General features: G+C 57.4%; 17 protein-coding genes. 14 read left to right on the forward strand and 3 right to left on the reverse strand.

Annotated features, from left to right (window positions below):
* The first annotated feature begins 3 nt into the window (after positions 1–3).
* From IB144_RS13235 to IB144_RS13260, 6 genes are all read left to right on the forward strand, one after another.
* On the forward strand, positions 4–1,194 hold the full coding sequence (locus IB144_RS13235; RefSeq protein WP_048289347.1) for a thiolase family protein: 1,191 nt from the start codon (positions 4–6) through the stop codon (positions 1,192–1,194).
* 135 nt (positions 1,195–1,329) lie between these two features.
* On the forward strand, positions 1,330–2,670 hold the full coding sequence (locus IB144_RS13240) for an MFS transporter (protein ID WP_048289346.1): 1,341 nt from the start codon (positions 1,330–1,332) through the stop codon (positions 2,668–2,670).
* Positions 2,671–2,683: 13 nt separating this feature from the next.
* Entirely contained in the window at positions 2,684–3,562 is an 879-nt protein-coding gene (locus IB144_RS13245) for an SMP-30/gluconolactonase/LRE family protein (protein ID WP_023287640.1), read from the forward strand.
* A 76-nt stretch (positions 3,563–3,638) separates the two neighbouring features.
* Entirely contained in the window at positions 3,639–5,009 is a 1,371-nt protein-coding gene (locus IB144_RS13250; RefSeq protein WP_004176181.1) for an MFS transporter, read from the forward strand.
* A 13-nt stretch (positions 5,010–5,022) separates the two neighbouring features.
* Positions 5,023–6,198 (forward strand): glycerate kinase, encoded by a 1,176-nt coding sequence (locus IB144_RS13255; protein WP_064162055.1) that lies wholly within the window; start codon positions 5,023–5,025, stop codon positions 6,196–6,198.
* A complete protein-coding gene (locus IB144_RS13260; RefSeq protein WP_020804964.1) occupies positions 6,195–7,352 on the forward strand; it encodes a sugar diacid recognition domain-containing protein in 1,158 nt (385 codons plus the stop codon). Before IB144_RS13255 ends, IB144_RS13260 begins: the two co-directional genes overlap by 4 nt.
* Before the next feature lie 82 nt (positions 7,353–7,434).
* Here IB144_RS13260 and IB144_RS13265 read toward each other — a convergent pair whose 3' ends face one another.
* Positions 7,435–8,310 carry an NAD(P)-dependent oxidoreductase gene (locus IB144_RS13265; RefSeq protein ID WP_002904832.1) on the reverse strand — a complete coding sequence of 292 codons (876 nt, stop codon included), beginning with the start codon at positions 8,308–8,310 and terminating at the stop codon, positions 7,435–7,437.
* A gap of 111 nt (positions 8,311–8,421) precedes the next feature.
* On the reverse strand, positions 8,422–9,306 hold the full coding sequence (locus IB144_RS13270; RefSeq protein ID WP_020804968.1) for a LysR family transcriptional regulator: 885 nt from the start codon (positions 9,304–9,306) through the stop codon (positions 8,422–8,424).
* Between the two features lie 111 nt (positions 9,307–9,417).
* Between IB144_RS13270 and IB144_RS13275 the strand changes: the two genes are divergently transcribed.
* Entirely contained in the window at positions 9,418–10,161 is a 744-nt protein-coding gene (locus IB144_RS13275) for a sulfite exporter TauE/SafE family protein (protein ID WP_002904827.1), read from the forward strand.
* A 5-nt stretch (positions 10,162–10,166) separates the two neighbouring features.
* On the opposite strand, the gene IB144_RS13280 is transcribed toward IB144_RS13275, so the two are convergent.
* Positions 10,167–10,865 (reverse strand): GntR family transcriptional regulator, encoded by a 699-nt coding sequence (locus IB144_RS13280; protein ID WP_004891992.1) that lies wholly within the window; start codon positions 10,863–10,865, stop codon positions 10,167–10,169.
* Positions 10,866–11,132: 267 nt separating this feature from the next.
* On the opposite strand from IB144_RS13280, the gene IB144_RS13285 reads away from it, so the two are divergent.
* The 7 genes from IB144_RS13285 (at position 11,133) to iroE (ending at position 18,572) form a co-directional block, all read left to right on the forward strand.
* Complete coding sequence (locus IB144_RS13285; protein ID WP_065888689.1) at positions 11,133–12,665, forward strand: PTS transporter subunit EIIC; 1,533 nt, start codon at positions 11,133–11,135, stop codon at positions 12,663–12,665.
* An 11-nt stretch (positions 12,666–12,676) separates the two neighbouring features.
* The gene (locus IB144_RS13290; protein WP_004143438.1) at positions 12,677–14,005 is read left to right on the forward strand and encodes a 6-phospho-alpha-glucosidase; all 1,329 of its coding nucleotides are present in this window, start codon (positions 12,677–12,679) and stop codon (positions 14,003–14,005) included.
* Positions 14,006–14,749: 744 nt separating this feature from the next.
* Positions 14,750–16,195 (forward strand): sugar porter family MFS transporter, encoded by a 1,446-nt coding sequence (locus IB144_RS13295; protein WP_048270686.1) that lies wholly within the window; start codon positions 14,750–14,752, stop codon positions 16,193–16,195.
* Positions 16,185–16,628, forward strand: coding sequence for a PTS sugar transporter subunit IIA (locus tag IB144_RS13300; protein WP_002904819.1), 444 nt, complete (start codon positions 16,185–16,187; stop codon positions 16,626–16,628). The genes IB144_RS13295 and IB144_RS13300 overlap by 11 nt, the downstream gene beginning before the upstream one ends.
* A gap of 416 nt (positions 16,629–17,044) precedes the next feature.
* A complete protein-coding gene (locus IB144_RS13305) occupies positions 17,045–17,284 on the forward strand; it encodes a hypothetical protein (RefSeq protein ID WP_004143442.1) in 240 nt (79 codons plus the stop codon).
* Between the two features lie 24 nt (positions 17,285–17,308).
* Positions 17,309–17,449 (forward strand): hypothetical protein, encoded by a 141-nt coding sequence (locus IB144_RS13310; RefSeq protein WP_002904814.1) that lies wholly within the window; start codon positions 17,309–17,311, stop codon positions 17,447–17,449.
* Positions 17,450–17,636: 187 nt separating this feature from the next.
* Positions 17,637–18,572: a siderophore esterase IroE gene (gene iroE / locus IB144_RS13315; RefSeq protein WP_004148380.1), complete on the forward strand. Its 936-nt coding sequence runs from the start codon at positions 17,637–17,639 to the stop codon at positions 18,570–18,572.
* Positions 18,573–18,583 lie beyond the last annotated feature (11 nt).

An 18,583-nucleotide genomic window follows, 5' to 3' on the forward strand; every position in this document is an offset into this window, starting at 1 on the left:
ACAATGACCCAGGCTAATGATATTGTGATTGTCAGCGGCGTCCGTACCGCTATTGGCACGTTTAACGGCAGTCTTAAACATACCCATCAGCATGACCTTGGGGCCGCCGTCATTCGCGAAGCGATCGCCCGCGCCGGGATTGCGCCGCAGGATATCGACGAAACGATCGTCGGCAACGTCGGGCAAATCGCCGAAAGCGGTTTTATCGCCCGCATCTGTCAGCTGCGCGCGGGGATCCCGCAGGAGAGCACCGCCTATTCCGTTAACCGCCAGTGCGGCTCCGGACTTCAGGCCCTGGCGGACGGCATGATGCAGCTGCAAAGCGGCCAGGCCGAGGTGGTCGTCGTCTGCGGCACTGAAAATATGACCCAGCTGCCCTACTACCTGCGTAAAGCGCGCGATGGCTATCGCATGGGCCACGGCGAGCTGGAAGATGGCCTGATCTCCATTCTCACCTGGCCGGAAGGCCCTTATCACAACGGCATCACCGCGGAAAACGTCGCGCAACGCTTCGGTATTACCCGCGAAGCGATGGACGATTTCGCCTGGTCGAGCCAGCAGAAGGCGCTGAAGGCGATCGCGGAGGGTCGCTTTCGCGAGCAGATCCTGGCCCTTGAGGTGCCGGACGGCAAAAAAGCGACCCGCCTGTTTGCGACCGATGAACACCCGCGCGACACCCCGCGTGAAAAGCTCGCCACGCTGCGTCCGGCGTTTAAAGCCGACGGCGTGGTGACGGCGGCCAACTCATCGGGCATTAACGACGGCGCGGCGGCGCTGGTGATGATGACCCGCCAGCAGGCGGAAAAACGCGGCTTAACCCCGCGCATGCGCATTCGCGGCTGGGCGGTCGCCGGCTGCGGGGCGGAGATTATGGGGTTTGGTCCCTCTCCCGCTACCCGACGCCTGATGGACCGTCTCAATATAGATGTGCAGTCCATTGATTTAATTGAACTCAACGAGGCCTTCGCCGCTCAGGCGCTGGCGGTGATGAACGATCTGCGTCTCGACCCGGCCCGCGTTAACGTCAACGGCGGCGCGATCGCCCTCGGCCACCCGGTAGGCGCCAGCGGTGCGATTCTGCCGGTCAAACTGATGTATGAAATGGCGCGCAGCGGCGCACGCACTGGTCTGGTCACCATGTGCATCGGCGGCGGCCAGGGGATTTCTATGCTGTTCGAGCGCGAAGGCGCTTAGCAAAAGACGGCCCGAAGTGGGGCTTCGGGCCGGGCGTCGTTCGGGTCAGCACCCGGCGACAACCTGTGAGCTGACGAACGGGATCGTCTCGATCCCGGCAAGGCTTCTGACCACGAATACGGGGAAATAATAACCATGTCCGCAATAAATGAAAAGGCGGTAAACGGGACGCAGCTGCAACGCACCCATAAAAAAATCTACCGCCATTTGATGCCGCTGCTTATCGTGGCGTACATCATCAGCTTTATTGATCGTACAAATATTGGCATGGCGAAAGCGACCATGTCGGTGGATATCGGCCTTTCCGCAACCGCATTCGGCCTCGGGGCCGGGTTGTTTTTTCTCACCTACGCAGTGCTGGAGATCCCCAGTAACCTGTTTCTCACCCGGATTGGCGCACGGCGCTGGATAGCTCGCATCATGATTACCTGGGGCATCCTCTCCTGCGGTATGGCGTTTGTCACCGGGCCTACGTCCTTTTACGTGATGCGCCTTCTGCTCGGCGCCGCCGAAGCGGGACTCTATCCGGGCATTATTTACTACCTCACCCTCTGGTTTGGCCGCGAAGAGCGCGCAAAAGCCACCGGCCTGTTCCTGCTGGGGGTCTGTCTGGCCAATATTATCGGCGCGCCGCTGGGCGGATTGTTATTAAGCCTTGATGGCATGTCCGGCTGGCACGGCTGGCAGTGGATGTTCTTTATCGAAGGGCTGCCTGCGATAGCGCTGGCGTTCGTCGTCTGGCGCAGACTGCCGGATAAACCAGCCGACGCCCGCTGGCTGGACAGCGACGATGTGCAAGCCATTAACGCGGTACTGGCGAAAGAAGCCGAGGAAACGCGCCATACGCCGAGCCGTTTCTCCCTGAAAACCGCGCTGTCCACCCGAGTGTTTTTGTTGCTGGTGCTGATTTACTTTACCCACCAGTTTTCGGTTTACGGCCTGAGTTATTTCCTGCCGGGGATCATCGGTAGCTGGGGCCAGCTTACTCCGCTGCAGATTGGTCTGCTGACCGCCATCCCGTGGATTGCCGCCGCCGCGGGTGGGATCCTGCTGCCGCGATTCGCCCGCACGGAACAGCGTTCCCGCAGCATGCTGATGGCCGGATATCTGGTCATGGCAACCGGCATGGCGATTGGCGCCATTGCCGGCCACGGTATGGCGCTGCTTGGCTTCTCGCTGGCCGCTTTCATGTTCTTCGCTATGCAATCCATCATCTTTAACTGGCTCCCGTCCATCATGAGCGGGCATATGCTGGCGGGCAGCTTCGGCCTGCTCAACTGCCTCGGGCTGTGCGGGGGCTTTCTCGGGCCGTTTATTCTCGGCGCGTTTGAGGACCGCACCGGTGCGGCAACGTCCGGCTTATGGTTCGCTGTCGCGCTACTGATTATCGGCGCGCTGGTGTCCCTGTTTCTCAAAAGTTCCTCATCCCCAGGCTCCGTCGTATCGGCGAAACAGGCCCACGGCGAAAAAGTGTAATCAGGAGGCCATTATGCGCATTGAAGTGTTACTGGATTTAAAAACCCGACTCGGCGAAAGCCCGGTCTGGGATGTCGAACAGCAGCGTCTTTGGTGGGTGGACAGCCTCGACGGGCGCCTGTTCGCCTGCAACGCGCAGGGCGGCGCGATCAAGAGCTGGGACGTGCGACAGAAAATTGGCTCTTTCGCCCTGCGCCAGAACGGCGCAGGCGCGGTGGTGGCGCTGCAGAATGGAGTTCATCTGCTCGACTTCGCCAGCGGCGAGCTGACGCTGTTGCACCATCCGGAAGCGGACCGACCCTTTAACCGGCTCAACGACGGCAAAGTCGATCGTCAGGGACGCTTTCTGTTCGGGTCAATGGATATGCGCGAAGAGGAACCGAGCGGCGCGCTATATCGCCTGGACCCCGATCTGTCACTGCACGTGCTGAAGAAAGACATTATCGTCTCTAACGCCCCCTGCTGGAGCCCCTCCGGCGAGACGTTCTATTTTGCCGATACCTGGACGGGCGAAATCTGCGCCTGGGACTACAACACCGCGACCGGCGATCTTTCCGGCGAACGGGTCTTTTGCCATGTCGATCGCAGCGAAGGCGGCGCGGCGGACGGCGCCACCGTGGACAGCGAAGGCTATCTGTGGAACGCGCTGGTCTACGCGGGCAAGCTGGTGCGCTATACCCCGGAGGGCAAGGTCGATCGCATCATTGAGATGCCGGTGAAAAAAGTGACCAGCGTGATGTTCGGAGGCGAAAACCTTGATGTGCTGTACGTCACCTCCATGGCGCAGCCGCCCCTGCCGCGCTTCCCGGAAGATAATCAGCTGCGCGGCAGCCTGTTCGCCATTTACGACCTGGGCGTGACCGGCGTAGCGGAACGGCGCTTCGCCGGCTAAACGAACCACCGGCTCGCCGCGATAACAATAATACCCGGCGAACTGACTCTGACCCTGACACCAGGCGGCGCGCATCATGCTGTCGCGACGCCGCGGAGTAAACACGACTATGACAACAATCAATCACACACCTGCCGGCGAACAACGTGGCAAAAAGCGGCTGATACATCGCTTCTCCTGGGTTTCGCTACTGGTTTGCTGGCTAATCTGGGTGCTTAACGCCTACGATCGCGAGATGATCCTGCGCCTTGGCCCGGTCATCTCTAAGGAGTTCTCGCTCTCGCCGGAACAGTGGGGCAATATCGTCGCCCTGATCATGGTAGCCCTTGCGGTGCTGGATATTCCCGGCTCCATCTGGAGCGATCGCTACGGGTCTGGCTGGAAACGAGCGCGCTTTCAGGTACCGCTGGTGCTGGGCTATACCGCGCTGTCTTTTATTTCCGGGATTAAAGCGATCAGCCACGGGCTGACGGCCTTTGTGCTGCTGCGCGTGGGCGTCAACCTTGGGGCCGGCTGGGGCGAACCCGTCGGCGTCAGCAACACCGCGGAGTGGTGGCCGAAAGAGAAGCGTGGTTTTGCGCTGGGGGTGCATCATACCGGCTATCCGATTGGCGCGCTGCTGAGCGGCGTGGTGGCAAGCCTGGTGCTTGCCACGTTTGGCGAAGGCAGCTGGCGCTACTGCTTCCTGCTGGCGCTGCTCGTCGCCATCCCGCTAATGATCTTCTGGGCAAAATATTCTACCGCCGACCGCATCAACACGCTTTATCAGCATATCGACAGCCAGGGGTTGACGCGCCCGGCGACGCAGGAAAGCAGCCATGTCGCCAAAGGCGAAGGGATGAAGACCTTTTTACGCACCCTGCGCAACCGCAATATTTCGCTGACGGCGGGCAATACCCTGCTGACGCAAATCGTCTATATGGGCATTAACGTTGTACTGCCCCCGTATCTTTATCACGTCTCCGGCCTGTCGCTGGCGGCGTCCGCCGGGCTGAGTATTATCTTCACGCTTACCGGTACCCTGGGTCAGGTAATCTGGCCCTGGCTGTCGGATAGCTTTGGCCGTAAACGAACCCTGATCGTCTGCGGTCTGTGGATGAGTATCGGCATTGCGCTGTTCTATTTCGCCACCAATATGCCGCGCCTTATCGCCATTCAGCTATTTTTTGGCCTGGTGGCCAACGCCGTGTGGCCTATCTACTACGCCATGGCGTCGGACTCCGCCGAAGAACGCGCCACCTCGACCGCTAACGGAATCATCACCACGGCGATGTTTATCGGCGGCGGCATTTCGCCATTGCTTATGGGCTGGCTCATTCAGTTTGGCGGCGGCTGGGAAAATCCAGCGGGTTATATCTACGCCTTCTTTACCATGGCGGGATGTGCGCTGCTGGGGATGTTATTACAGCTCATGACCACCGATAAAACGCCGCGCAAAGCGCATTAACGCAGGAGAACGTATGAAGATTGTTATCGCGCTGGATTCGTTTAAAGGTAGCTGTAGCGCGCAGGCCGCTTGCGCAGCGGTAGCCCAGGGATTGCGCCGGGTTGACCAGACGCTGGAGCTGGTCGAAATGCCCGTGTCCGACGGCGGAGAGGGACTGCTGTCGACTCTGGCGGATAGTCCGTTGCTTAAGGGGGCGGTGTGGCAACAGCAGCGCTGTACCTCGCCTTACGGTCTCTCCGTGCAGACGGATTTCCTGATCCTGCCCGGCGAGCGGGCCATTATCGAGATGGCGCAAAGCTGTGGGCTCGAACTCACGCCGCCAGCGCAGCGGGATGTGCGTCAGGCCAGCAGCTACGGGCTGGGCGAACAGGTAAAGGCGGCGCTGGACGCCGGGTGTCGGCACTTGATTATCGGCCTGGGCGGCAGCGCGACCAACGATGGCGGCATCGGTTTTGCCCAGGCGCTCGGCGCACGATTCTGGCGTAAGGACGGCACCCTGCTGCCGGCTCCCGCGGCAGGTCAGGACCTGGCGCATATTCAGCGCATCGATTTGAGCGGTCTGGACCCGCGTCTACAGCAAAGCGAAATACAGGCCTCCTGCGATGTCACTAACCCTCTGCTTGGCGAGCATGGCGCCACCTGGGTGTATGGGGCGCAGAAAGGCGCGGACGAGGCGGCGCTCTGCGAACTGGAGGCGGGAATGGCGCATTATAGCCAGCTGCTTACGCAAACCCTCGGATTCGACGTCAGCGGACGGCCCGGCGCCGGGGCCGCGGGCGGTATGGGGGCTGCGCTTATCGCCTATACCGGCGCCACGCTGCGTCCGGGCATTGACCTGGTGCTGGAGCTGCTTAACGCCGACGACCATCTTCGCGATGCCGCGCTGACGATCGTGGGTGAAGGCTGGCTCGATCGGCAGAGCGCCTTTGGTAAGGCCCCGGTGGGCGTGGCAGGCAAAGCCGCACGCCATGGCGTGCCGGTTGTGGCCCTTTGCGGCGGGCGTGATGAGAGCAGCCGGCAATTATATCAACACCATATTGACGCAATGTGGTCTATTTGCCAGCGCCCTATGGCGCTGGCAGAGTCGATGAACACATGCGAACCGCTCCTCGCCGACGCCGCGGAGAATGTTCTACGAACCTTTCTGAGCGGGTGGCGCGGAGAGGCACATAAGCGGATAACTGTATGATTATTACAACAGCGCTGGCTAATGAAATTGTCGCCCGGGCAATGGCGATAATTCATCATAACGTGAATGTGATTGACCATCATGGACAGATCATTGCCTCAGGTGAACGGCATCGTATCGGCGAACAGCATGAAGTCGCCCGGGAGGTAATACGCACCGGGAAACGCATTTGTATTAACAACGCCGCGGAAGCCGCGCGTTTTCACAACGTGCATCCTGGTATTAATCATCCCATTATCTATGACGATCGCGTGGTGATGGTGGTAGGCATCAGCGGCGATCCCGCGGCGATAAGCCGCTATGCTGAACTGGCGGTGCTCACCGCCGAACTGCTGGTCCGCCAGGCCATAGAGATGCGGGAAACCAACTGGCGGCAACGTCTGCGTGACACCTTGTTTTGTCAGTATCTGGAACAAGGGGCTACGCCCGCCGGGCAAGAAGCGCTTCATCGCCTGCTGGAACTTGGTTTCGATTTTGATACACCGCGGGTTCCGATCGTAGTGACCGTGCAGGTCGAACAGCATCAGTTAAGCGACATACTGAGTACGCTGTTGCGGGAATTCTCGCAGCTCTCCGGCGTAAGTGACGTTATTTTGCTGGGCAGCCATGAAATATTGATCCTCAACGCGCTAAGCGAAGCCCAGGAAACCCTGCTGCGGGGCATTGAGTTTGTACTGAGTAATCAGATAAGCCATTACTATATCGGAATTGGCGTGCAGGCGGACAGCGCCCCGGACATTCGCGAGGCCATTCGGTTCGCCCGCTCGGTGATCGAAGTGGGTAGCAAAGTGCAGCCGCAGCGGCAGATCTACTACTTTCGCGAAATGGCAATGCTCTGCCTTTTCAGGGTGCTGGAAGACAGCTATATGGTCAATTTTTTTATCAATAACGTACGCCAGCTGCTTGAGCATGATTCCGGAGAAGTGCTGCTGGATACCCTGAGCAGCTTTATTGCCAATAATGCCGAACCGGGCAAAACGTCGCTGCTGTTGGGGATTCATCGTAATACGCTCACCTATCGGCTGCAGCAAATTAAAAAGCATATACAGCTCGATCCGATGGTCTTCACCGACCTGACGCAGCTGGCGGTGTCGGTACACTGTTATCGCCGGCTGAATCCGCGCCAGAGCGAATGGATTGATAGCTTAAGCTAACGTACGATAGATTCGAATTGATGCCCCATCCGCCAGGATAAGTGGCCACCATGGCCACTTCTTTCCTGGCGTGGGTAGGAAACTACGCTTTTGACGACGGCGACAGCCACTGATATACCGCAGACAAATCCTCTCCGGCATATCCCGCGTCCGCCGCCTGCTGCCACAGTTCGGCGATGTTTTCCAGCCCCGGCATGGTGTGCGGCTCGGCCAGGGAAAGCGCCAGCCGGGCATCTTTCAGGGCATGCGCCAGCTGCATCTGCGGGGTAAACTGCTCGCTGGCGATGGCGTCCAGTTTCACTTTGACATAGGGCGCCGCCAGCGGGCCGCCTTCCAGGGCGCTCCACAGCTGGTCGGGGGTGAAGCCCAGCGTCTTCGCCAGCTGGGCGCTTTCCGCGATGCCCTGCATCATCGAAATCAGCCAGGCATTGAGGACCAGCTTCATTTTCTGGCTGTTGCCCGCCTCGCCAAACCACTGCGTCCCGCGGGAGATAGCCGCAAACACCGGTTCGGCAGCGGCGCCCTTTTCCCGATCTCCGCTGGCGAGCACCAGGATCTGTGCCTTCTCCGCGGGGGCTTTGGTCCCCGACACCGGGGCATCAATATAGGTCATCGCTGGCTGAAGTTCCCGCAACAACGCGATGGCCTGCCGGGTCTCCGGCAGGCCAATGGTGCCCATCTGGCAATAGATCGCCTGCGGCTGACAGGCGGGCGCGATTTGCGCCAGTACCTCGAGGGTGGCCTCGCCGTCGGCGAGCATACTGATGATCACCTCGGCATCGGCCACCGCCTGCTGCGGCGTGGCGTGCAGAGATAACCCATGCGCCTGTAAATCTTCGCCGCGGGCTGGCGAACGGTTCCAGCCGGCAACGGTAAAGCCGTTTTTCAGCAGGTTACTGGCAAAAGCGTGTCCCATGGCGCCGAGTCCCAGCACCGCGACCTTTGGTAATGTACTCATCTTGTCTGTCCTGATTCGCGTCTTAATAAAAGCGGACCTCTACTATCGCATCTCTGGCACGGATGTCAGTAGCAATAACGGGCATGAAAAGTGACACTGTCACTGATATTCTCAAGGCTGACGAAGCCATTCCAGTAAGCGGCGCATCGCTGGCGACAGGCTGGCGTCATCCTGGTAGCACAGGCACAAACGGCGCTGCGCCCAGCGGTCCTGTAACCCGATGACGGCAAACGAATAGCGCTGCCGGTAACGCTCGGCAATAACGCGCGGCAGGATCGCCCCGCCGGCGCCGTGCGCCACCATCTCGCAAAGCCCTGCAAAATGGCTCATCCTGACCCGAACGTTTAGCGCCTGGCCGAGTTCAGCTGCGTGCTGTTCGATATGCTGCTGTAGCGCACTGGTCTGATAGAGGGCGACCAACGGCTCGTTGAGCACCGCCGCAAACGCCACTTCCTGTTTTTCGGCCAGAGGGCGAGCTGGCGGCACGATCAGCACCAGCGGGTCGTCAGCGACGGGATCGAGGCGCAGCGGCCCGGGGTCGACCGCATCGGACACCACTCCGGCCTGCGCCACGCCCGCCAGGATACAGCTGACGATATCCGCGCTGGTGCGTTCTTCGGTTTCGATCTGCACCGCCGGGTGCGCTGCCATCCAGGCGGCGAGCTTCCCCGGCAGAAAGGCCGACATCGCCGAGGTGTTGGCGAACAGGCGCAGCGTCCCCCGCTGACCGCAGGCGAAGGCGTGCATCGCCTGGCGCAGACGCTGCTGCTGCGCAAGAAGCGGGCGGGCATGGCGCGCCAGTATCTCCCCGGCCTCTGTCATCGTCACCCCGCGGGCATGACGGTGCAACAGCGGCACGCCGATCTCGGCCTCCATCTTGCGCAGCCTCTCACTGGCGGACGCCAGGGCCAGATGGGCATTCGCCGCTCCGCCGGTGATACTGCCGGTATCCACGATGGCGATAAATAGCCGCAGATCGGCCAGATCCAGTCGCATCAGGCCCTCCTTTCCCTTCGGTTTTTCCGTAGTCTATGGCCAACATACCGCATTGTGGCCCTCACGACCAGCTGTTTCAATGCCCCTTTCTACCCTGAAAAGTGAGCCATAATGTTCGATTTACACACGATCTCTTTCCTGTTGATCTTTATTGCCGCCGGGCTGGTCAAAGGGGTGACCGGCATGGGATTGCCCACCGTGGCGATGGGCCTGCTTGGCCTGCTGATGCCGCCGCAGGCCGCAGCGGCGCTGCTGGTGCTTCCCTCGCTGCTCACCAATCTCTGGCAGTTACTGGCAGGCCCGGCGCTGGCGCAGATTGTACGCCGTCTCTGGCTTATGATGACCGGGATTATTATTGGCACGTTGGCCGGGTCCTCACTGCTGATCGGCCTCAATCCTCGGTGGTCGGCGCTGGCGCTTGGCGCCGCATTGATAGTCTATGCCGGGTATGCGCTCTGCAGTCCGGTGTTTCAGGTTTCCGGCCGCGTGGAGAAGTGGCTGTCGCCGCTCATGGGCGGGCTGACCGGCGTTATCACCGGGGCGACCGGGGTATTTGTTATTCCGGCCGTTCCCTGGCTACAGGCGCTGGGCTTTCGTCGCGACGAGCTGGTGCAGGCCCTGGGGTTGTCGTTCACCCTTTCCACTCTGGCGTTGGCGGCTGGCCTCGCCCTGCACGATGGCTGGCATGATGATGCATGGCTATTGTCGGCGCTGGCGCTGTTGCCGGCGCTGCTCGGCATGTGGCTGGGACAGCGGATCCGCTCGCGTCTCAGCCCGCAGCGCTTTCGTCAGGGCTTTCTGTTGTTCCTGCTGGCGCTGGGGATAGAGCTGATCGCCCGGGGATGGCTGGTCTGAATCCTCTAGCGGCGGGTAATGTGCTTCACATTGTACTTACTGGTGTTCTGGTAGATCTCTGAGAAATCGACGATCGCCCGGTTCTGGGCGTAGCTGATCGACTGCACCCGCAGCAGGAGGCTGTTTGGCGCCACCTGCAGCAGCTCCGCCTGCTCACGGGTCGCCAGCACCGGGGTATAGCTGCGGTGGCTCTCGATAATGGTGATATGGCACTCTTTTTTGAAATAGTTGAACTTAGACTGCTCGAGGTTACCCACGCTGAGCCAGGGGAAGGTGGCGAAGGGGATATAGCTGTTTTCCACCAGGATTGGGACCTCATCGATCAGCCGCAGCCGTCTGACGTAATACACTTTCTCCCCCGGCTGGATCTTTAACTGCTGGGCAATGGCTGGCGGGGCATCAAGCAGCGTAAATTCAATAACTTTGTTACGGTAGTTGGTGACGCCCACCACCTGCATCTGGTAGTTAAAGCCCTCCAGTTCCCCGCCATGATAGTTACTTTTACGCACAATGCAGGTTCCGCTGCCGTGCCGCCGCGCGATCAGCTTTTCTTCCTCCAGTAGCGCCAGCGCTTTGCGCAGCGTCATCACCGAGACCTTCAGCTCCGCGGCGAGCGCTTTTTCGCTGGGCAGCATATCGCCGACGGCATAGTCGTCGCTGTTGATGCGGGCCTTCAGTTCAGTGGCAATCTTTTTATAAATCACTTTTAGATGTCTCGATGGAGTGGCGCCAGTCAACGGTAACCATGAATAACCTAATGTAATTAAATGATTATTTTTATCTCGCAGCGAAAAAATCAACAACGACACATCTATAAATCACGTCATATTTATATATCTATCCAGCAACAATATATATGACTTTCGTCACAGATGGCCCTTTTCCTGCTCGGGTTCCCGGTGGTCTGCTCCTAGTCTGATAAGCCTATTCATCAGGTGATGACAGCGGTCTGCAAAGACGAGAGGACAACCATGATTGGAGTGAAAAAGCTTCAGGACTTTTCCAAGGCGATGATCGGGCCGGTGCTGTATCTGCCAGCTATCGGCCTGTTGATCGCCCTGTTCAGCATGACGACCAACCGGCTGTGGGTGGATGAAAGCAGCGGGCTCTACCTGGTGGGGAAATTTGTCTCCAGTATGCTCTGGGCGCTGATGAACCATCTTGGGTTTCTGTTCTGCCTTGGGCTGGCCAGCGGTCTGGCGAAAACCCGCAAGGCCGAAGCGGCCTTCGTGGCGGCCATGACCTGGCTGATGTACCTGGCGGCGAATAATAGCTGGCTAACCCTCACCCATCGCCTGGCGACCGGAGCCACCAACGCGCAACTGTACGGCAGCGGACAAACCTTTATCTTCGGTTTTCAGGTTATCGATATGGGCGTATTCTTTGGGATTATCCTTGGCTGCGCTGTCGCCTTTGTCCATAATCGCGTGATTGGGATTGAGTTTCGCGGCGCGCTGTCGATCTACGGCAACAGTAAGCTGGTGCTGATCGTGATGCTGCCGCTGGTTGGCATGTTCGCCATCGCCACCGTCTATCTCTGGCCGGTAGTGGAGCTGGGCATCTCGGCGCTGACCGGCTTTATGAAATCCTTTGGCGCCATCGGGGTCTTCCTGTACGGCTTTCTCAACCGGTTCCTGATCCCCACCGGGCTGCATCATCTGATCTGGTCGCCGTTCGTTTTTACCTCTATCGGCGGTCAGCTGCTGATCGATGGTCAGACCGTCATTGGCGCTAAGCCTATTTTCCTGGCCGAAATCGCCCGCCACCCCGTTGACGCGCTCAGTGATTCCGCCCGTTTCCTCACCTATGGGATGGTGAAGATTTTTGGCACCGCCGGCATGGCGCTCGCCTTCTACCGTACGGCGAAACCGGAGAATAAGCAGCGGCTGAAAGTCACGCTGATCCCCTTGATTGTTACCTCCGTCCTGGTGGGGATCACCGAACCTTTTGAGTTTCTCTTTATCTTCACCGCCCCATTGCTGTGGCTTATCTACTCCCTGCTGGACGGTTTTTTCCAGATGCTGGCCTGGCTGCTTCACGTCAGGGTCTGCGCCACTAACGGTCTCATCGATTTCGTCGTCTATAACCTCCCGGCGGGAGTCAGCGCGACGCGCTGGCCGGTGTTTGTCGCCCTCGGTCTGCTGGAAACCGCGACCATGTACCTGGTCGGCACCTTCTGTATTACCCGTCTGCGGCTGCTCACCCCGGGCCGCGAAACCGCAGCCGAAGATGAGCATTCGCAACAGGCTAATAGCGAGCATCCGGATAAAGGCGCGCTGGTGATTGCCGGGCTGGGAGGGAAAGAGAATGTCTGTGCGGTGGGCAACTGTTTTACCCGTCTGCGGGTTGATGTGCGGGACCCCGCCCTTATCCAGCAGACGCTGTTGAAAGAGAGCGGCGGGAGCAGCGTGCTGATTAAAGGAAACCATGTCCAGGTTATCTATGGCCTGGGAGTTAACAAAATTCGAACGGCGGTCAACGCCAGTCTGGGTGTTACTGAATAACGAGGTGGTAAATGAAAGATAATTTTGTGGTCACCATTGCCGGCGGCGGCAGTACTTATACCCCTGGGATTGTGATGATGTTACTGGAAAATATGTCCCGCTTTCCCCTGCGGGAGATCCGTCTGTACGACAACCATCACCAGCGTCAGAAGACTATCGGCGACGCCTGCGCCATCCTGGTGGCTGAACGCTTCCCACAGGTGAAGTTCAGCTATACCACCGATCCGCAGGCGGCCTTTACCGACGTCGATTTCGTGATGGCGCATATTCGCGTTGGCCTGTATGAGATGCGGGAAAAGGATGAAAAGATCCCGCTGAAATATGGCGTGCCGGGCCAGGAGACCTGCGGTCCGGGTGGGATTGCCTACGGTATGCGCTCGATTGCCGGGGTGCTGGAGCTGGTCGATTATATGCAGCAGTACGCACCAGGGGCCTGGATGCTCAACTACTCCAACCCGGCGGCTATCGTCGCGGAAGCGACCCGTCGCCTGCGGCCCGACGCGCGCATCATCAACATTTGCGATATGCCGGTGGCTATCGAGGGTCTGTTCGCCGACATCCTCGGCCTGCCGTCGCGCAAAGCGCTGAACGTTCGTTACTATGGCCTGAACCACTTCGGCTGGTGGACCAGCATCACCGATAAAGCCGGTAACGATTTGATGCCCGCGCTGAAGCGTCACGTGGCGGAGCAGGGATACAGCAGCCCAAAAGAAGACTTTCAGCATAAGGCGCCGAGTTGGATCGAGACCTTTAAAAAGGTGAAGGATGTGTTTGCCCTCGATCCGTCGACGCTGCCTAACACCTATCTGAAATACTATCTCTACCCGGACTATGAAGTGGCGCATTCCGACCCGGAGTTTACGCGGGCCAACGAGGTGATGGCCGGACGCGAAAAAGAGGTCTTTGATATGGCCCGGGAGATCACCCGTCGCGGCACGGCGGAAGGCGCGCATTTCCATGCCGGGGCCCATGCCACCTTTATCGTCGACCTCGCCTGCGCCATCGCCTTTAACACCCAGGAGCGGATGCTGTTGATCGTCGAGAACAACGGAGCCATCGCCAACTTCGATGAGACGGCAATGGTGGAAGTCCCCTGCCTGGTGGGCGTTAATGGTCCGGAACCGCTGGCGATGGGGAAAATCCCGTCATTCCAGAAAGGGTTGATGGAGCAGCAGGTGGCAGTTGAGAAACTGGTGGTTGACGCCTGGATTGAGGGCAGTTACCAGAAACTGTGGCAGGCCATCGCCCTGTCGAAAACGGTGCCCAGCGCTTCGGTGGCGAAAGCTATCCTCGATGAACTGATCGTCGCCAACGAAGGCTACTGGCCCGCACTGCACTGATCTTTTTCGTGATGGGTAAGATGCAGAGAATCCCCCTTCTCTGCATTTTTACCCGGTGTTTCCCCCGGTGATGCATTCATCCTTAACCTCCGCCCCCGTGGGCAAAGCGAACCGCTCATTTCCCCTTCAGACCGGAGGTAAAAGGCCTCTATCTTCATTTTGCCCCGATCGTGACAATGAAATATAAATTCTATTCTTCAATATTATGGCGTAAAAATGTGATCTGCGTAGTATTCTTCGATTTACATTAACCCACTGAAAACAACATCGTTATTACCTCACTGTAAATTTAACCTGCTTTTCATGGGGATATACTCCCTTTAGCCTTTGTGATTGGCTTCATGCATTTACCATTCTGCAACACTGATTTGAAATTAAATTTTCATAATGTGATCTTGTTGCATGTTCATTCCATTTCTTTGTGCCATATTCTTACCACGGTAAATCGCCGGAGCGACAGCAACGTGCCACACCAGAGCGCTGTTCATCGGCAAATGTCGTCGCGACTGACGCACTAAAGACCGCTAACCCGCAAAGGAGAACGGATATCGACTACATCCATGTCAACACCAAGCCGTAAACCTCTTTGACCGCCATTGCTTAGCGTACCCTGCCTTGTGCTGAGCAATTACACAAAGAAGAAAATCATTTAATTCAGTTAGATACGACAACACAGGCGTGATAAATCCTGACTGGGGAGATGTATTTTTATCTTGTGTCGTTCAACAAAATAAAGGGACTACCATGTCATTTATAACAAACCTGAACCAGCAACAGAGAAAACGACTTCATCAGATCACCTTAGTGGCCACCTTCGGCGGCCTGCTTTTCGGTTACGACACCGGCGTTATCAACGGCGCCTTTTCCTCACTGAAGCAGTACATGGCGCTGACCCCAACCACCGAAGGGCTGGTAATGAGCGTTCTGCTGGTCGGCGCCGCGCTGGGCAGCGTGTTTGGCGGCAAATTTGCCGATTACTTCGGCCGGCGTAAATATTTACTCTTTCTCTCCTTTGTTTTTCTCATCGGCGCGTTGCTTTCCGCCGCGGCCCCCGATATCACTACCCTGCTGATTGCCCGCGCCCTGCTGGGCTATGCCGTCGGCGGCGCTTCGGTCACCGCCCCCACTTTTATTTCAGAAGTGGCGCCTACCGAGATGCGCGGCAAGCTGACCGGCCTGAATGAAGTCGCCATCGTCATTGGCCAGCTGGCGGCGTTTGCCATCAACGCGATCATTGGCATCATCTGGGGCCATCTGCCGGACGTCTGGCGCTATATGCTGCTGGTACAAGCGATTCCGGCCATCTGCCTGTTCGTTGGCATGTGGCGCGCGCCGGAAAGCCCGCGCTGGCTGATCAGCAAAAATCGTCATGATGAAGCGCTGCATATCCTCAAACAAATCCGCCCGGCGGAACGCGCGCAGAAGGAGTACGATGACATCTCTACCCTGATCAAAATTGAAGCTTGTAATAAGTACAGCGCCCAGAGCACCTTTGCGACGATCGTCAAAACACCCTGGATCCTCAAAATTTTGCTGGTCGGCATTACCTGGGCCGCACTGCAGCAAACCACCGGCGTTAACGTCATTATGTATTACGGTACGGAAATCCTGAGTGCCGCCGGTTTCTCAGAGCGTACTTCGCTGATCTGCAACGTGCTGAACGGTGTTTTCTCCGTGGGCGGTATGCTGATCGGGGTGCTGTTCCTTGTCGACCGCTTCAAACGTAAGACAATCATCATCTACGGTTTCGCCATTATGGCAACCCTGCATCTGATTATCGCCGCTGTCGATTACACCCTGGTGGGTGACCTGAAAGCTACCGCCATCTGGCTGCTGGGCGCGCTGTTCGTCGGCGTGATGCAGGGCTCCATGGGCTTTATTACCTGGGTGGTATTAGCCGAACTGTTCCCGCTGAAATTCCGCGGACTGTCGATGGGGATCTCGGTATTTTTCATGTGGATCATGAACGCGGTGGTCAGCTATCTGTTCCCGCTGCTGCAGGCAAAACTGGGCCTTGGGCCGGTCTTCTTTATCTTCGCCGCCATTAACTATTTAGCCATTCTTTTCGTGGTCTTTGCCCTGCCCGAGACCTCCAATAAATCGCTTGAGCAGTTAGAAGCAGAGCTGTCAGCAAACCATGAAGATAAAAAATCCACTCGTCTCACCAGGGAGGTTGGTTATGATCGATAACATCACGCTGGATAATCTGCATATTGGCTGCAAAGCCAGTAATAAAGCGGAAGTCATCGCCATGATCGGCGCGGAGTTTAAAGCCAAAGGCTATGTCAATCAGGAATGTGTCCACTTTCTGCTGGAGCGTGAACATCAGGTCTCGACCTTTTTAGGCAATGGCATCACCCTGCCGCATTTGCCGAAATCCGCGACGGATATCATTCTTAAAACCGGGATTGAGATCTATCAGTTTCCTGATGGCGTAATCTGGGATCGGAGCAATGTAATGTTTATTGCCATCGGCGTGATCGCGAAAGAGAAAGAGCATATTGACGTACTCAAGGAAATTGCCTCGATATTTAGCGATGAGCTGATCGCTAACGCACTGTCATTAATCTCCGACAAACATGATTTCCTGAAAATTCTGCAGCATAACGCCTTGCCCCATTAAGTATGACACCGACCGGAGCTCTGGCCCCGGTCGGATTTTCACCCCTCGCCCAGCAAACATGGCGAATAATCTGATTCTCCCCGTTATAACCTCAATGGCAATAATAACCAGAGAAACCAACGTATTGCTACTTGCTTGAAGTACGCACATTAGCGCAGGTATCTCACAACTAAAATCCCATTAAAACAATGAGTTAAATATTCTCCAGGGCTACTGTTTCTCAGGTTTATTGCTCGCGCTGTTAGCACCGTACGCCAGTGATTCCTGCGGTATTCCATTAGTTTTGATTTATATCAATACCTGTTCGATCGTTAAAATGCATTTTACAGTGCGATTATTTTAGCAGGGTGAATACGACATTGGTTTTACGATTGGGATATTTATTTAGCCGACCCGCAAGTCTGTGGGGATGGCTGATGTGTAATGCGTTTAACGGTATTGCGATTGTCCTCTGCTTTCGTGGCATAAGCATCGTCACCGGTTTCAGCGAGGCGATCTGGCAGGTCATCATCACGCTGGCTATTATCATATCGACCTGGTACAGCGCTAACTATTTTGCTGCGCTGGAAGCTCGACGCGATAAACGACGCTATCTGCTACTGGCCTGGGTGGTCATAACCATTCTGTTGAATTTTATTCACCTTGGCGGTGGTTAACGCCATTTATTAAAGGTTCATACCATGACGCTGGCGATGCTGTTGGTGCTTATCAGCCACCATAAAGGGCTGACGCTCTTGCTGATCGTAATTATTGCGCTGCTGTTTATTGCGCTCACTCCGCTGGTCAAAAAACTGTTGAGTCACCTTCACGATCGTTCCTGAATTTTCTTTTATGACCGCCTACAGGGGGCCTTCTCTTCGTCATCTCCGTTTATCCCGTCACCCGCTCCCCCAGCATACAGTTTGTGGCAACGCCAGAAAAAGAAATGAGAACCATTATCATAAAAGCTGTGCTAACGTGTCAGCCCAACAATAACGCCAGAAGCAACAAAACAGGGGGACAGACGAGGTGAAGTTGAGTTCAGGGAGCATCACAACAGGTCGTACGAGCGGGCTGCTGACGCTGGCGATTGGCGCACTCTTCTACAGCAGCGGCAGTATTGCCCGGCCGGATCTTCAGCCGCTGGGGCCGAACATTGCGGATAAAGGGTCGGCGTTTTACCACTTTACACAACGCCAGTATGACTCTGCCGATGGCGAACGTCACTACCGGGTATGGACCGCAGTGCCGGACAAAGCCCCGCCCGCCGCCGGCTATCCGGTACTGTATATGTTGGATGGCAACGCGGTGATGGATAAACTCGACGACGCGTTTCTGCAGCAGCTCTTCGCCGGCTCCCCGCCGGTAATCGTCGCTATCGGCTACCAGACCGCGCTGCCCTTTGATACCGCAGCCCGCGCCTGGGATTACACCCCACCGCTAAAGACGCATGAGCCTCGCGCCGGGAAACCCGCGCTACCGCCGCGTAAAACCGGGGGCAATGATGTTTTTCGCCAGCTGCTGACCGAAACGATGGTTCCCCAGACGGAAGCTAACCTGAAAATAGATCCCCACCAGCGCGCTATCTGGGGCCACTCCTACGGCGGATTGTTTGTGCTCGACGCGTGGAGGAAGGCTTCGCCGTTCGGGATCTACTATTCCGCCAGCCCGTCGCTAGGTCAGGCCCTGCAATCGCCTTTGCAGGCAAGCCAAAGTCTTGATGCCGTCCGCTTTCGCGGGAAATCGCTGTACCTACTCGAGGGTGACGGTAAAGCCCGTGGAGAGCCGTCCGGGCACGAGGCCTCGCTTGAGGTGTTGCGTCAAACCCAACAGCAGCTTGCCAGTAAAGGGTTGACCGTAGCCTTCTGGCGCTACCCCGGCCTGACGCACGGTCAGATGTTCGAGGTCTCGCTGCGCTCGGCGCTGCTGCATCTTTCCGGGCAGGCAGCGCTTGCGCATCAGTAACGCCCTTACGC

The organism is Klebsiella sp. K4, assembly GCF_014596785.2.
GTDB lineage: Bacteria > Pseudomonadota > Gammaproteobacteria > Enterobacterales > Enterobacteriaceae > Klebsiella > Klebsiella pneumoniae.